The sequence below is a fragment of the Aquimarina sp. 433 genome, from assembly GCF_054054605.1.
In genome coordinates this window covers 1-13,848 of the sequence record NZ_JBSWZK010000008.1, presented here as the reverse complement: position 1 = coordinate 13,848, position 13,848 = coordinate 1, and the positions used below count along the sequence as shown (strand labels likewise).

General features: G+C 30.4%; 15 protein-coding genes. 7 read left to right on the top strand and 8 right to left on the bottom strand.

Features of this window, described 5'->3' with window-relative positions; genetic code table 11:
- Positions 1 to 26 precede the first annotated feature (26 nt).
- A complete protein-coding gene (locus ACWNT5_RS16165; RefSeq protein ID WP_299601647.1) occupies positions 27 to 455 on the bottom strand; it encodes a hypothetical protein in 429 nt (142 codons plus the stop codon).
- A gap of 163 nt (positions 456 to 618) precedes the next feature.
- On the opposite strand from ACWNT5_RS16165, the gene ACWNT5_RS16160 reads away from it, so the two are divergent.
- A complete protein-coding gene (locus ACWNT5_RS16160) occupies positions 619 to 1,041 on the top strand; it encodes a Dabb family protein (protein ID WP_299601644.1) in 423 nt (140 codons plus the stop codon).
- An 11-nt stretch (positions 1,042 to 1,052) separates the two neighbouring features.
- Here ACWNT5_RS16160 and ACWNT5_RS16155 read toward each other — a convergent pair whose 3' ends face one another.
- The 3 genes from ACWNT5_RS16155 to ACWNT5_RS16145 form a co-directional block, all read right to left on the bottom strand.
- Positions 1,053 to 1,376: an ArsR/SmtB family transcription factor gene (locus ACWNT5_RS16155; RefSeq protein WP_299601640.1), complete on the bottom strand. Its 324-nt coding sequence runs from the start codon at positions 1,374 to 1,376 to the stop codon at positions 1,053 to 1,055.
- On the bottom strand, positions 1,366 to 1,794 hold the full coding sequence (locus tag ACWNT5_RS16150; RefSeq protein WP_299601636.1) for an SRPBCC family protein: 429 nt from the start codon (positions 1,792 to 1,794) through the stop codon (positions 1,366 to 1,368). Before ACWNT5_RS16150 ends, ACWNT5_RS16155 begins: the two co-directional genes overlap by 11 nt.
- A gap of 154 nt (positions 1,795 to 1,948) precedes the next feature.
- Positions 1,949 to 3,331: a glycoside hydrolase family 113 gene (locus ACWNT5_RS16145; RefSeq protein ID WP_299601631.1), complete on the bottom strand. Its 1,383-nt coding sequence runs from the start codon at positions 3,329 to 3,331 to the stop codon at positions 1,949 to 1,951.
- A 189-nt stretch (positions 3,332 to 3,520) separates the two neighbouring features.
- Between ACWNT5_RS16145 and ACWNT5_RS16140 the strand changes: the two genes are divergently transcribed.
- Both ACWNT5_RS16140 and ACWNT5_RS16135 read left to right on the top strand, forming a co-directional pair.
- The gene (locus ACWNT5_RS16140) at positions 3,521 to 3,838 is read left to right on the top strand and encodes a DUF6660 family protein (RefSeq protein ID WP_299601626.1); all 318 of its coding nucleotides are present in this window, start codon (positions 3,521 to 3,523) and stop codon (positions 3,836 to 3,838) included.
- 66 nt (positions 3,839 to 3,904) lie between these two features.
- Complete coding sequence (locus ACWNT5_RS16135) at positions 3,905 to 6,082, top strand: TonB-dependent receptor (RefSeq protein WP_299601623.1); 2,178 nt, start codon at positions 3,905 to 3,907, stop codon at positions 6,080 to 6,082.
- Positions 6,083 to 6,180: 98 nt separating this feature from the next.
- Here the strand turns inward: ACWNT5_RS16135 and ACWNT5_RS16130 are convergent, their stop codons facing one another.
- Positions 6,181 to 7,065 (bottom strand): winged helix-turn-helix domain-containing protein, encoded by an 885-nt coding sequence (locus ACWNT5_RS16130; RefSeq protein WP_456517919.1) that lies wholly within the window; start codon positions 7,063 to 7,065, stop codon positions 6,181 to 6,183.
- 127 nt (positions 7,066 to 7,192) lie between these two features.
- Between ACWNT5_RS16130 and ACWNT5_RS16125 the strand changes: the two genes are divergently transcribed.
- Together ACWNT5_RS16125 and ACWNT5_RS16120 are read left to right on the top strand one after the other, a co-directional pair.
- Positions 7,193 to 8,185, top strand: a complete 993-nt coding sequence (locus tag ACWNT5_RS16125) for a YceI family protein (RefSeq protein WP_456517918.1) — start codon at positions 7,193 to 7,195, stop codon at positions 8,183 to 8,185.
- 128 nt (positions 8,186 to 8,313) lie between these two features.
- Positions 8,314 to 9,864, top strand: coding sequence for a DEAD/DEAH box helicase (locus ACWNT5_RS16120; protein WP_456517917.1), 1,551 nt, complete (start codon positions 8,314 to 8,316; stop codon positions 9,862 to 9,864).
- A gap of 7 nt (positions 9,865 to 9,871) precedes the next feature.
- Here ACWNT5_RS16120 and rlmF read toward each other — a convergent pair whose 3' ends face one another.
- Positions 9,872 to 10,732, bottom strand: a complete 861-nt coding sequence (gene rlmF / locus ACWNT5_RS16115; RefSeq protein ID WP_299601605.1) for a 23S rRNA (adenine(1618)-N(6))-methyltransferase RlmF — start codon at positions 10,730 to 10,732, stop codon at positions 9,872 to 9,874.
- Positions 10,733 to 11,477: 745 nt separating this feature from the next.
- Between rlmF and ACWNT5_RS16110 the strand changes: the two genes are divergently transcribed.
- Entirely contained in the window at positions 11,478 to 12,086 is a 609-nt protein-coding gene (locus ACWNT5_RS16110) for a matrixin family metalloprotease (RefSeq protein WP_299601602.1), read from the top strand.
- A gap of 297 nt (positions 12,087 to 12,383) precedes the next feature.
- Here ACWNT5_RS16110 and ACWNT5_RS16105 read toward each other — a convergent pair whose 3' ends face one another.
- Positions 12,384 to 12,806: a DUF2147 domain-containing protein gene (locus tag ACWNT5_RS16105; protein WP_299601600.1), complete on the bottom strand. Its 423-nt coding sequence runs from the start codon at positions 12,804 to 12,806 to the stop codon at positions 12,384 to 12,386.
- Between the two features lie 164 nt (positions 12,807 to 12,970).
- Complete coding sequence (locus ACWNT5_RS16100) at positions 12,971 to 13,165, bottom strand: hypothetical protein (RefSeq protein WP_299601598.1); 195 nt, start codon at positions 13,163 to 13,165, stop codon at positions 12,971 to 12,973.
- A gap of 130 nt (positions 13,166 to 13,295) precedes the next feature.
- Between ACWNT5_RS16100 and ACWNT5_RS16095 the strand changes: the two genes are divergently transcribed.
- Positions 13,296 to 13,646, top strand: coding sequence for a hypothetical protein (locus ACWNT5_RS16095; RefSeq protein WP_299601596.1), 351 nt, complete (start codon positions 13,296 to 13,298; stop codon positions 13,644 to 13,646).
- Positions 13,647 to 13,848: the final 202 nt, after the last annotated feature.

Genomic DNA, 13,848 nt, shown 5'->3' with positions numbered 1-13,848 from the left:
CTTTTGTTTAAAAGGAATTATAGGTTTTATGAAATCCATCCTTTATTGTTTGCATATTTAGAGAACCAAATTAGGAATGCTCCAAATACCACAATACAAATAGGCATATAAATTCGTTGACCAGTTAATGCTACAAAATCCTGAATAAAGAAATTATAAAATTGTTGGGCAAGTACAGTTACTAAGGAAATGATAAACAATATGATAGCCCATTTTTTCTTTATTAGTAATGCAATAGATCCAAGAGTTCCAGAAAACACAGCTATTGCAAAAACGGCAGTTACCCACGCGGGAATATTGTTATAAAAGTTTTGATCTGCTTCTGGCATCGTTTTTAAGATCTCATCAGTCATGTATGCCTGTGCCAAATAGGCCATCACTCCCATAAGATTCCATAATAATGCAATAACGCTTATAATCCAGAACCAGATGGGGATTTTGATATTTGTATTCATAATTGATTGGTTATTAAGTTGTTTTGTAAAAACAATGTAGTTATAAACATTGTAATACCAAAATTATGTATTACGTCTATAGAATTATTACTCGTTTAATCTTTTATTTTATGTAAACAACAGTTAGTTTTTGTAAATTTAAAAACTAACTAATTTTTATAATATGAATCTCTTAAGGCAATGGAACAAAGTATATCGTGTATGCTGTTTATTATTGATTAGTGTAATGATTTTATCAGTATCGTCTTGCAATAATAGAGAAGAGGTATTTGACAAGCATTTTGTTCATTCAGTATATATTTGGCTTAAAAATCCAAATAATCCAGACGATAGAAAGAAATTTGAAGTTGCGTTAGATAAATTTTTAAAAACCTCTAAATACGCAAAAACCAATTTTGTGGGAACTCCCGCAGGAACAGATAGGGAAGTAGTAGATAATACCTATACCTATAATATTGTTGTAACTTTTTCTTCTAAAGAAGAACAGGATTTATACCAAAAAGAAGATGCTCATCTTTTATTTATTGAAGAAGCTTCTTTTCTTTGGAATAAGGTACAAATATATGATGCTATTGGCTTGAATTAGATCTTATGCTATTAAGAACTTTGATCTAAATAAGATCCTAAATTGTCTAGGGAGTCATCCCAGAATTTTTCATAGAATTTTAACCATTTGCTAACTTCTATAAGTGGTTTGGTATCTGCACTACAAAAGCGTTCTCTTCCTCTTGTACTTATAGTAATCAGACCAGCATCTTCAAGCGTTTTTAAATGTTTAGTAACACCCTGTCTACTAATGTCGAATTGACTAGATACCTGAGTGATAGGAAGCGCGGTTGCTGTAACAACAAGAGCGTGAAAAATTTCGCGTCTTGTGGGATCTGCAATAGCCTTCAATATACGAGTGATTTTATCCTGCATGAACTTCTTGAATTAAATAATTTAAAAGACCAGTTAAGCAGTTATCCCATCCACCATTAAAACTGGTATACATTTCAATAGCTGTTGTACCAGCATAATTAGAAATCCCTGAATGTTCTAATACCAATTTAGTGCCTTCAGAAGTTTCAGTAAGTTCCCATTTCACTATGGTATCTACGTCGGTACCTTCAATCTTCCAAGTATAGATTAGGGTGTAAGGTGTTGCTTGTTTAATAATGCCAATAATAGGTTCGCAATTTTCTTTATCAGGTGAGTTAAAGGTATAATGGTAACCTACTTCAGCATTGAAATCAGCAGGTAGAAACCAATTGGATATTTCTTCTTGTTTGGTAATAGCATTCCATATTTTGTCAATTGGATGTTTAAGAATACGTTCTTTGATAATTCGATCTTTCATGATGTTCGTTTTTTAAATGATTAATATTATGCAACTTTACGGTTGCTAATTTAATCAAAATTATTTAATACGCAACATTTTGGTTGCATTTTTTAAATATTGATCAAATACTATCTATATGAGTAGGGTGTAAGTTAGCTTTATATCTCTGTAGTTACTCTTTACCAGTTGTTCCATACCATTTAGCAATAGTATTTTCCGCTGGTTTAAATCTTGGAGAAAAATCTAAATTGGTAGGCGCATTTTCTTTTTTAGATTGTATGTTCCATTGCCAAATATATGATCCTGCAAACCATTCTTTGTCCCAAAATTCTTCAAAAAGCGCTTGGTAGGCGAGTTGTTGTGTTTTGTCAGACTTTTGCTTAGATAAGATACTAAATGCTGATCCCCATTCCCATGGTTTAATGGTAGCAGAAACTTCGCTTTTATAACCTACTTCAGTAAACAAGATTGGTTTATCATGTTTTTTGGATAAACTTGATAGCGTTTTTGTATATCTTTCCCAACCCTTTTTGATTACATCTAGATCGGGCGATGAGACTTCAGTTAAAGGGAAATACGCCTGGATACCAATATAATCTAATTCATCCCAAAATTCAACATTCTCAAACTCACCATCCCAATTCGCTGCATACGTTAGCTTACCTTGATATACATTTTTAATTTCTTTAACTAATTCGATCCATTTTTTTGGTTGATTTTCCAATGAACTTCGCAATTCTGTGCCAATACAAAATAATTCAACATTTGTATCTGCTGCCATTTTAGCGTAATGCAGCATATTTTTACGATAAGACTCAAACCAAATATCCCAGTTCTCTTTCTTAGCATGGTTTATATTGGATCTCCAACCAGTACCTAACCACAGGTGTGGTTTTAGCATGACATGTATGTTGTTCTCTCGAAGTGCTGCTATGGTTCTTAGATGAAGACTATCTCTTTTTGACCATTTACCAATTTCTTTAGGAATCCGCATTTCCATAGATTCTTCGTTTTCTTGATCTAAAAATGGGACTACTGCTACCCATTCTATGTTCGTTTTAATAAGATCATCAATTGCATCAAAATCTTCATTAAACCAACCAAAAACACTCATACCACGATGTTTTCCATCCTTTTGATACAAATCTTTAGAGATTCCTGTATTGTTTTCAACCGTTTGTATCCAATTGTAATCAAAATTCTCAAAACTGTTTTTAAAGATTAAGAGTTTATAAATTCCAAAAATTAAAACTAAAGGCATCAGAAGTCGTACTGAAAATTGTTTAGACATTATTTTGAAACCTCTTTTTTTGTAAACTCTTATAAAATATCTTAAGACTAAATAGATTAGAAATAATATCACAAAGAAAATGTGTATTACAATGGCAAACCTTGTTTTAACCAAAGCATTTCCAAATATTTCGAAAGATTCTGAAAATGTAAGCCCTTGATTCATAGCGCCAATTATAACAAGTGTTATGCTAAGAAACCAAGTGAATATATATACCAATAATGCAGGAAAAATTTCTTTTTTTATAGTATTTATTTTCTTCATTTATTTAAATGCAACCAGCTAATAATTATTTGTTTTTATGATTAATATAGGATATAGTTCTCTGTATTATATTTTATAAGAAGCTTTAGATCATAAATTGTTACAGTTCATAATGTAAAAGTATTTTCCCATAAAAATTCATCAACTTTAATCGTCTCAATTTTCTTTTCATTTATCTTTGCAAAAGATATGAGATTTTTTTGTGTCCTTTTATCCATTTTCATACTTGGTTTAACAATAAAACCATGCGAAGATGCTTTTGAGATAAATGAAGAGGGTAAATTTTCATTTTATGGAGATCATGATCATTCTCATGATGAGGAAGATTCTTGTTCGGAACTTTGCATATGTCTATGTTGTGGGGTAACCATTACCTATGAATTACAAAAACAATATGTTTTAGAAATAAAACCTGAAATTATTTCTAAAGATGATTTCACAATTCAACCACAATATATATATCACTTTCTTTCTGATATATGGCAGCCGCCACGGTTTATGTCCTAATTTTTAATTGAATTCATTCGAATTCTATTTATAGATACATAAACTAATTTTAATTTTTATTTCATAATGAAAAATACAATATGGAGTGTTGTGCTCCTTATTTTCTCATTTGCATATGTAAATGGGCAAACACATAGTATTACGATAAAAGTATTATCAGAAGATACAAATGAACCACTAATTGGTGCAACAGTTTATTTAAAAGATATAGATAAAGGTAGTATCACTGACTTAGATGGTATTGCCGTAATAAATGATATTCCAAAAGGAACATACGTGTATAAAGTGTCTTTTTTGGGTTTTAAATCTATTGAAAACACGATTGAAATACCTTATCCAGAGATCTTAACAGTTTATCTTCATGAGGATGGAGAAGCGCTAGAAGAAGTAATTTTGGAATCTAATCGTAGCACAAGAACTTTTAAAAGAATTCCTACTAGAATTGAATTTATTGGAGGAGAAGAGTTAAGCGAAAAGAATGCAATGAATGCTACCAATATTTCTATGGTATTGAGAGAAAGTACAGGAATACAAATGCAACAAACTTCATTAAGTAGTGGAAATGCTAATATAAGAATTCAAGGTCTTGATGGAAGATATACACAACTTCTAAGAGATGGTTTTCCTTTGTATTCTGGTTTTTCTAGTGGTTTAAGTATTCTACATATTCCTCCTTTGGATTTAAAGCAGTTTGAGATTATTAAAGGAAGTTCTTCTACACTTTATGGTGGTGGTGCGATCGCTGGTTTAGTAAATTTAATTTCTAAAACACCAGAAGAAGAGCCAGATATGGATATTATGTTAACACAGACTCATGCTTTAGGAACTACAGGAAATGTGTTTTATAGTAAAAGGAATGAAAAGTTTGGAGTCACTTTATACGGATCTGGTCATTACCAAAAGGCTTTCGATCCAGATGATGATGAGTTTAGTAATCTTCCTGAAACAAAATCAATTGCTATTAACCCAAAGTTTTTTTATTATCCATCGGATAAAACAACCTTTTGGTTCGGAGTTAATGCCACCTATGATGATAGGTTGGGAGGTAATTTAGATGCTATAGAAAATAATGCAGATAATCTATATGCTGAAGAAAATATTTCAAGACGTTTAAGTACACAAACCTTATACAAAAGTAACATTGATGCTGAAAAATCATTTTATATCAAAAATAGTTTTTCCTATTTCGATAGGGATTTAACAGTACCTACCATTAATTTTAAAGGAAACCAGTTAAACTCATTTACAGAGGCTGTTTATAAGAATATAGGAGAAAGAACAGACTGGGTTTTTGGAGCTAATTTGTATATTACTGATTTTGACGAAGAGTCAATAGGTTTACAACGTGATCAAAGTGATCTTACTGCAGGAATATTTGTAAATAATATCTATGATTTTACTGATAATTGGATATTAGAAACAGGTTTTAGAGCAGATTATACTAAGGATTGGGGGTTTTTTCCATTACCAAAAGTTTCATTACTATACAAGGCTAATCAGTCATTCTCTAGTAGAATAGGTGGAGGACTAGGGTATAAAATCCCTGATATTTTTACCGAAGAAGCAGAATTTATCAATTTTAATAACATACTAGGTATTGATAAGGATAATTTAGAGGCTGAAAGATCTTATGGCGTAAATCTTGATTTTAACTACGAAACCTATTTAACTGATGAGATAAATTTTTCGGTAAATCAACTGTTCTATATTACCGCTATTCAGAAGGGATTGTTACTTACAAATACAGGTACTGGATTTTTTCAATATGAAAATGCTGATGATAATATTGTTAGTAGGGGAGCCGAAACTAATATTAAATTTAGTTATAAGGACTTTAGGTGGTTTCTTAACTATGCATTTATTGATACTAGGTTAAATTATCTAGATGGTAATCCTCAAAAGCCTTTGACTGCAAGACATAATGCGGGTAGTGTTATCATGTATGAAAATGAAAAATGGAGATTAGGTTTTGAATCGTATTATATAGGAAGACAATTATTATCCGATGGAACTGAAACTACCGATTTTATTAAAATGGGGCTTTTAGGAATGCGTAATTTTAATTGGGCCACCGTTTTTGTGAATTTTGAAAATTTCACGGATCGAAGACAGAGTAGATTTTCTCCATTAGTTTCAGGACCAAATGATAATCCAACTTTTGCAGAAATTTATGCGCCAACCGATGGTTTTATCCTAAGTGTTGGCATTATTATTAAACCCTTTGGTCAAAAACATCATCATTAATATATCTAGAACATAGAACATCTTACTTGTAGTTTAGTGAGATGTTCTATGTTTTTAAGTATTCACTTGTTTTTTTAATCCTAATGAGATAAAGTAGTCTAGTTTTTAGTAGTTACTTCTAACTTATACCCAACACCATGAATGTTTACAATCTTAACTTCAGCATTGTTAGTTAATTTTTTACGTAATTTGGAAATGAACATATCTAAACTTCTACCAACGATAACTCCATTATCTTCCCAAACTTCTTTGATAAGTTGTTCTCTTTTTATAATCTGATTCGGTTGACGTGCAAGTAAGTTTAAAATTTCACTTTCTTTAGTTGTTAAACTAATTTCGGTTTCATCTTTAACTAGCTTTTGTTGGTCCGGAAAAAATAGAAATTCTCCAATAATCCTGTGATTAGAGTTCACTTCTGTAGTGTTATTTTGTTCTTTTCTTTTGAAAAATGTCAAGCTAGACATTGCAATCAAAAGTAAAACTAATAGAGAAAAAGTATATACATTACCTACACTACCATATAAAGAGTGATCGGTATCATCTAGCATCATTACTTTGATGGTATAGCAGCTTTCTGGAAGATTTCTACCGATACAAGAAATACTATTTTCTTCAATGGGGCCTAATACTTCATAGCTGTAAGACACTTCTTTAGTAGTACAATCTATTAGTTCTGTAATGTAATTTTGTGGAAGTTTCGTTTTTTTCAATTCTACATCTATAATCTCTACCAACTCTTCAGGATTAATGGCAATTTCCTTTTGAAAAGATATTTCATATGTTTTATCGGAGATTCTTTTTATAGGTAATACTAAGGAGGTAGTGTCATTATTTTTTAGTAACAACTGGTTTCCTACTGATCTCAAAGCTACTTTTACTTTTTCAGGATAAAAAGATATAGGTTTTGCAGAGAAACTATAAATAGATATATATCCAATTAATACAACAATAAGAATAGCGACTACTTTTACCTTTTTTTTCATGAATATGGCTTATTATTCTATTATTTACATATTATTTACAATTGTGATACACTTTTTTACAACTCATTTATATAGGTAATCCTATACCAAAACTACTTTAGCTTCAAGTAATCAAAAAATAATATCTATGAAGACTAAAGTAAGAATTCGAGCTAATAAATGGAGTGATTTATTTGTTAAAATCTATTTATCCATAATTACCATTACATCGCTATATGCTTGTTCAGAATCAAATGATTATATAACAACAGACTCAGGATTGAAGTATAAAATTATAAAAGCGGGTAATGGGCCTAAAGTAATTGCTGGTCAGGAAGTACTAATCCACGAGACAACAAGATATATGAATGATTCTCTAGTATATACTTCTAGAAATAGACAAAATCCATTGAAAATTCTAGTGGGAGGAAATCAGGTGATTAAAGGAGTAGAAGAAGGTTTGCTTGGAATGCAAAAAGGTGAAATTAAAGAATTAATTGTTCCTCCATCTTTAAGCAAAAGAACAGGTAATATAACATTTCCGCATCCAGACTCTACATTACATTATGATATTGAATTAATAGATATTATAGGTCAAAATCCAACATCATTATTAGATTCGATCACTGTAATGAAAATATCAGTTGATAGTAGCTCACTAAGATGGGAAGGGTTTAATAAACTACATACAGGTGGTCATTATGGTACTGTAAAATTTTCAAGTGGCGAATTTTATAAAAAGGACGATAAAATTGTAGGAGGAGAGTTTATTGTAGACATGAATACTATTGTAAATATAGATGGTGGTTATAATGAGGGATTAGTAGATCATTTAAAAAATGAAGACTTCTTTGATACAGAGAAATATCCAATCGCTAGGCTTTATATTAGAGAAGTACTGTACAAGACTAATTCTGAAGTAACAATACAAGCAGATTTAATGATAAAAGACATCAATAATACGATATCATTTGATGCCAATATCGATGAAAATGATAGTAGAGTAAAGTTTCAAACAAAGTTTGCAATTGATAGAACAAAATGGGGTATAACGCATGCTTCAGGAAGTATTTTCGGTGGTGTAGCTGATAATCTTTTATCTGATGAAGTACAATTTGACGTCGTAATTTTAACAGAATAAAATCTCCAAAAATCAAATAGATTCTGTGTAATTGACAAACCATAAAAAAATCCTGACATATTTTATGATAAATAATCTGCATAAATCCATAAAAGGAGTTAGTTTTGCAGCCCTAGAAATAAGAAAATATGTCGGATTCAACTACGGAATTACAGGAAAAAAAGACTGGTAAGGATTTATATAGTTATCAAAAAGGTGCTATAAATAAAATTTTTAAGTGTTTTGAAGATGCTAGAGAGGATTATCATTTGTTGTACCAATTACCTACAGGTGGAGGAAAAACAGTTATTTTTTCCGAGATTGTTAGGCAATATCTTAAACATCATAATAAGAAGGTATTGGTGATGACACACCGTATAGAACTATGTAAACAAACCTCTAGTATGCTTACTGGTTTTGGAGTGGTGAATAAAGTAGTTGATAGTAAAGCGAATTTAGATGATCAAGCTAATTATAGCTGCTTTGTAGCAATGGTGGAAACCTTAAATAATAGGTTGAATGAAGACAAATTAGATATTTCTGATATAGGATTAGTGATTATTGATGAGGCACATTATAATTCATTTACCAAATTATTTAAGTTTTTTGAAAGATCTTTCATCTTAGGAGTAACAGCAACTCCATTGAGTTCTAATGTAAAACTACCAATGAAAGATAATTATGATGAATTAATTGTTGGTGAAACGATAGAATCTCTTATAGAAAATGAATTTTTGGCTAGAGCAGAAGTATTTGCTTATAATATGGGGCTTACCTCTTTAGAGGTTGGATCCAATGGAGATTATACTGTGAAGTCTTCTGAAGATTTATATACCAATAGTTCTATGCTTGGTCAATTATTACAAGCATATGAAAAACATTCTAAGGGTAAAAAGACCTTGATCTTCAATAATGGTATTAATACATCATTGCATGTATATGATACGTTTAGATCTGCTGGATATGCAATTGCTCATTTAGATAATACAGCAACAAAAAAACAGCGTAAACAAATATTACAATGGTTTAAAGAAACTCCAGATGCTATTCTTACCTCAGTAAGTATTCTTACTACAGGTTTTGATGAGCCTACAGTAGATACTATTATTTTAAATCGTGCGACGAAATCCTTGACCTTGTATTATCAAATGATTGGAAGAGGATCACGTATACTCAAAAATAAATCAACATTTAATGTAATTGATTTAGGAAATAACTATCATAGGTTTGGACCTTGGGGTGCAGATTTAGATTGGCAAAAAATATTTAATTCTCCTGATTATTATATGGATAAACTTCTTAATGATGAGGAAATTGAGAGTAAGTTTAAACATGAAATGCCAGAAGAGTTAAGAGCAGAATTTGCAAACTCTAAGGAAGTATATTTTGATATTAAAGAAACTTATAAAGATTCTGTACGAAACGGAGAGTCATCAAAGGTTGTACTGGAAAGATCTATTGCTCAGCATGCCAAAATATGCATAGAGAATAGCGAAGATGTCTATGATGCTATTGCACTTGCAAAAATGTTAGGTGATGATATAGATCACAGAATTCAGAGTTATGCAAAATGTATAAGTAGAAGCACCCATAATTTTTTATCTTGGTTAAAAGATGATTATAGAAAAAAACTGAATGCTTACTTACGTGAAAACTTTGATGAAAAATTTGAAGAAATACACGGAAGACCACCGGAATAAGGATGGTTTAAATTTCTGGGAATTTCCAGGCGATAAACCGACTTATTTTATTTCCAATAGGCATATCAACAGTTTTGTGTATTGCCTTTAATTTATCGAGTTGTTTATACACTTTTGTTAGGTTTTCTTTTTTCGAAACCAATGAGGTGAACCATCCTACTTGATTTCTATAGGATACGCTTTGTTTAATCATTCGTTTTATAAAGAGTGCTTCGCCACCATTGCACCATAATTCATTGGCTTGTCCGGCGAAATTAAGATTAGGCTCTTTGATCTTTAGATTTTTAAGTTTCCTAAGAGTGCCTTTGGTAGCTTCTTGCTCTGAAGAATGAAATGGGGGATTGCACATCGTAAAATGATAGTACTCCTTTGCTTTTATGATATTTTCAAAAATAAAAGCATTACTCGTTTGATGTCTAATTTCAATCTTTTTATCCAGATTAGGTGTAAGTTTAATATTATTTCTAGCACTTGATATCGCAGTAGGATTAATATCTGAACCTACCATTTTCCAATTATATATTTGAGATCCCAGAATTGGATAAATACAGTTAGCTCCAACTCCTATGTCTAAACCTTTAATAGGAGTGTTGATATTTTTATATTCGATTAAATCAGCAATATGATGAATATACTCAGCTCGACCTGGTATTGGAGGACATAGATACCCTTCTGGGATATCCCAATCTTTCAGATTATAATGATGAATTAATATAGCTCTATTTAATTCTTTTACAGATTTTGGATCTGAAAAATCGATAGTCCGAGAACCTTTAGGGTTAAAAATAACATATTTTGTCAGTCCGTTATTAGCTATACAGAGTTTATCAAAGTTATAAGGTGAATTATGAATGTTATTTGAGTGCATAATTTGACTAAAGCTTTTTCAAAGCTAAAATATTTATATACGTTACAATAATAACGATAAATAAAGTTATTATCGTTTTTAAATCAACAGATGGAATAAAGAAAGACGTTAAACCAAACATCATTATGAAGTATAATTTGGTTTGTTTTAAACTTTTTAGAGGAATTTTAATACAATTGTTAGGTGAAAAACATAAAAAATTCGTTGAAATACAATTTAATATCGTTGAAATACCGTGTTAATTTTGTTAAAATTACTGTTTTATTGTGTTAAAATTGTGTTTTCAACCAATTTCAATACGATTTATTTAAACTGTAGCTTATTTACGGTCTAACCGTAATGGTAAAATTTTAACATTTTAGTGTTAAAGCATCGGATCTATGATATTTAAAAGGCTTAATCAAAAAATACTAAGCAAGTATTAACATTTTTCATTAACACATGATATTTGTTAAAAAAGTAATTAACAGTTTGAAAGTCAATGTTATTAAAACTTCGTATAGGGGAAAATACCCTATTTTGTGTTTGTATAATTTTCTACCTTTGGATTGATCGATCGACACAATCATTATTACACAAATCAATATCAGATTTTAAAAGTTCTTTTTAATAACTGAAATAATCTTAACGAAGGCTTATTTAAATAGGGATCATATTCCTTAATTAAAACCAGAAAGAATAAGTAGGTTTTTTCCTTCTGTTCTTATGAATTTAGTATCAATCAACAACAACAACAACGAAGGCCATGAAATTTTTAAGAGTATTATTAGTGTTATCGATTTTTGCATCTTGTGCTACAGAAGATGATTATGTACCATATGAAATAGAACAAGTGTTTTCTGAAAATCTAGATAAAGTAATTAAAGTAGATATTATATATGTACAACCATCAAACAAATCCAGTAAAGTTTCTTATGGTCTAAATGAAAATCATTTTATTACTAATTTAAATGGAAGCTTTTTTCATAGATATGGAATTGGGTTAGAGATGGGAGAAGTAAAAACACTATATAACGATGAGTTATATGACTTAAAAGACAATAGAGGTGAGGAATCTAGAGTGTTTTTAAGAGAAACTCAGGACTTTTATAATACCAATAGAATGAATATATATGTTATGAAAAGATCCAATACAGTTGCAATTGCAGGTATAGGAAAAGATAAGAGAGCTTTAATAACAGATGAGTTTTTATACACATCTACAGCTCCACATGAAATAGGACATGCACTTGGGTTACATCATTATCCAGAGGAAGGAAATATTATGAGTCAAATTAGACCATATTTGAGAAAGGATTTCACAAATGCGCAAGTGAATACTTTGAAAGAAACATTAGATAAAATATCAGAATAAAAGAATTTATATTAAATCTTAAACAACAACAAGCCCCAATCAAGGCCCCAATTCTTTCGAACTAACCCTTTAGTGAATGTGCACCATTCAGAACAATTTTACGACAATTATCAAGTAAGTTTGTTCAGAGCAAATCAAACGAATTGTATGAAAAATTCAGTTCGTTTGATTTTTTAGTAAAAAAAGTTAAATACTATAAAAAGTCTGTGTTTACCGGTAGAAGTACCATATTTATTCAATTATTAAAAATACCCTACATGGGTATTTTTTATTTTTGGCATTTCCATTTCAAAAGTTCTAATCTCGAACTCGTTTCGCTTCAAACGTCTTGAATAATATACCCTTATAAGCTCTTATAAAACAGATGTCTTTATTATCGGGGTCTATCCAAACTTTTACATCATACGTTTTTCCACTATCAGCATTATAAATGGTCCCTCCAGTTAATTCGCCTTCATTATATGTGAGATTATTTAGAATATCCATTCCAATAAGTTGGCGCTTCCTTAAAGAAGGGTTAGGATTTTTGTTATCTAATCCATTAAAATTAGATATAGGGTTTTTTGCTCTTGTTTTTATTTTCCCAAAAAAAGTGTTCCCATCCTTATAAATTTCGATAATTGAGCCCCCTTCTATTTGCCACATATCGATATAAGCGTCAGGTGTAATGATAGGCTGGGTGGGTAAACAAGCAATAAGTAAACAGAACAAAAACCTCATTAAAGAAAAATATAACTAGTCAATTTATTTTTCTAATATAAGTATAATTCCTGAATCCTATTTTTAAAGAGGTGAAATAGGTATATAACAAAATCTAGGAAATACTTTATTTTCCTATTAAAAATATAGAATGGACGTCAAACTTTTAATGAAAGTGTCTTTGATTATTTCTTATCTAAATCTAAAATATCCTTTATTTCTACCTCCATATAGTCAGCTATCTTTTGTAGTCTTTCAAAATCTTTAGCAAGGTTTTTACGCTTTACTACATAATCTCCTGCCTGCGGGCTAACTCCTAATGTCTTAGAAATACCGTATACCGTTTTGGCTCCTTTACTTTTCTTAAGGAGTCTTTTCAAATTCTTATTTACCATAATTCAAATATACAAGGGAATTTTTAATATACAAATAAAATTTTATTAAAAATATATTTGATTAATAAATATATATATGTATATTAGCTCCAAGCTAAACCAAAAATCATCACCTATGAAACGCTCATTTATTGCTGCACTTTTAATTGTTTCCTTGGGATATTCTGCAACGAATCCCATAAATGAAAATGATAAAAACAAAAAGGGGAAAGAGTCTAAAAAAGAAGAAAAGTCTGTAAGTTCTAAGAACTTTCACTCTGTTAAAAAATGGAAGATTACCATCGAATATGTGAATGGAGCTGTAATTTCTAAGACCATTACTTTGAATAATGATATATCAAGAAGTCCTTTGGAAAATGCTTTTCAGGAAGCTGAGAAATATATGAAGACACTGAAAAATGTTAAGAGTTATAACGTATCACCAGTATCTAAAAATAACTTCGTGTTATTAGCAGGAGGAAAATAAATTACAATATTAGTAGCCTCAAAACTACTACGGAGATTACATTACCTACTTATGAAGAGACAGCTTTTTTAGCTGTCTTTTTTATTCTGGGAGGGTTTAATACCCCGAGGCTTGCCTCGCATGAAAAAAAATAGTAATCTTGAGCGTGAGCTCAAGCATCCATATTCATAAAAGTCACAATGTTTCCCTGTTGTTATATCAT

Bases quoted from the DNA above. Each gene is read 5' to 3' on its own strand.
- ACWNT5_RS16165 (WP_299601647.1), bottom strand. From the start codon at position 455: ATGAATACAAATATCAAAATCCCCATCTGGTTCTGGATTATAAGCGTT.
- ACWNT5_RS16160 (WP_299601644.1), top strand. From the start codon at position 619: ATGAATCTCTTAAGGCAATGGAACAAAGTATATCGTGTATGCTGTTTA.
- ACWNT5_RS16155 (WP_299601640.1), bottom strand. From the start codon at position 1,376: ATGCAGGATAAAATCACTCGTATATTGAAGGCTATTGCAGATCCCACA.
- ACWNT5_RS16150 (WP_299601636.1), bottom strand. From the start codon at position 1,794: ATGAAAGATCGAATTATCAAAGAACGTATTCTTAAACATCCAATTGAC.
- ACWNT5_RS16145 (WP_299601631.1), bottom strand. From the start codon at position 3,331: ATGAAGAAAATAAATACTATAAAAAAAGAAATTTTTCCTGCATTATTG.
- ACWNT5_RS16140 (WP_299601626.1), top strand. From the start codon at position 3,521: ATGAGATTTTTTTGTGTCCTTTTATCCATTTTCATACTTGGTTTAACA.
- ACWNT5_RS16135 (WP_299601623.1), top strand. From the start codon at position 3,905: ATGAAAAATACAATATGGAGTGTTGTGCTCCTTATTTTCTCATTTGCA.
- ACWNT5_RS16130 (WP_456517919.1), bottom strand. From the start codon at position 7,065: ATGAAAAAAAAGGTAAAAGTAGTCGCTATTCTTATTGTTGTATTAATT.
- ACWNT5_RS16125 (WP_456517918.1), top strand. From the start codon at position 7,193: ATGAAGACTAAAGTAAGAATTCGAGCTAATAAATGGAGTGATTTATTT.
- ACWNT5_RS16120 (WP_456517917.1), top strand. From the start codon at position 8,314: ATGTCGGATTCAACTACGGAATTACAGGAAAAAAAGACTGGTAAGGAT.
- rlmF (WP_299601605.1), bottom strand. From the start codon at position 10,732: ATGCACTCAAATAACATTCATAATTCACCTTATAACTTTGATAAACTC.
- ACWNT5_RS16110 (WP_299601602.1), top strand. From the start codon at position 11,478: ATGAAATTTTTAAGAGTATTATTAGTGTTATCGATTTTTGCATCTTGT.
- ACWNT5_RS16105 (WP_299601600.1), bottom strand. From the start codon at position 12,806: ATGAGGTTTTTGTTCTGTTTACTTATTGCTTGTTTACCCACCCAGCCT.
- ACWNT5_RS16095 (WP_299601596.1), top strand. From the start codon at position 13,296: ATGAAACGCTCATTTATTGCTGCACTTTTAATTGTTTCCTTGGGATAT.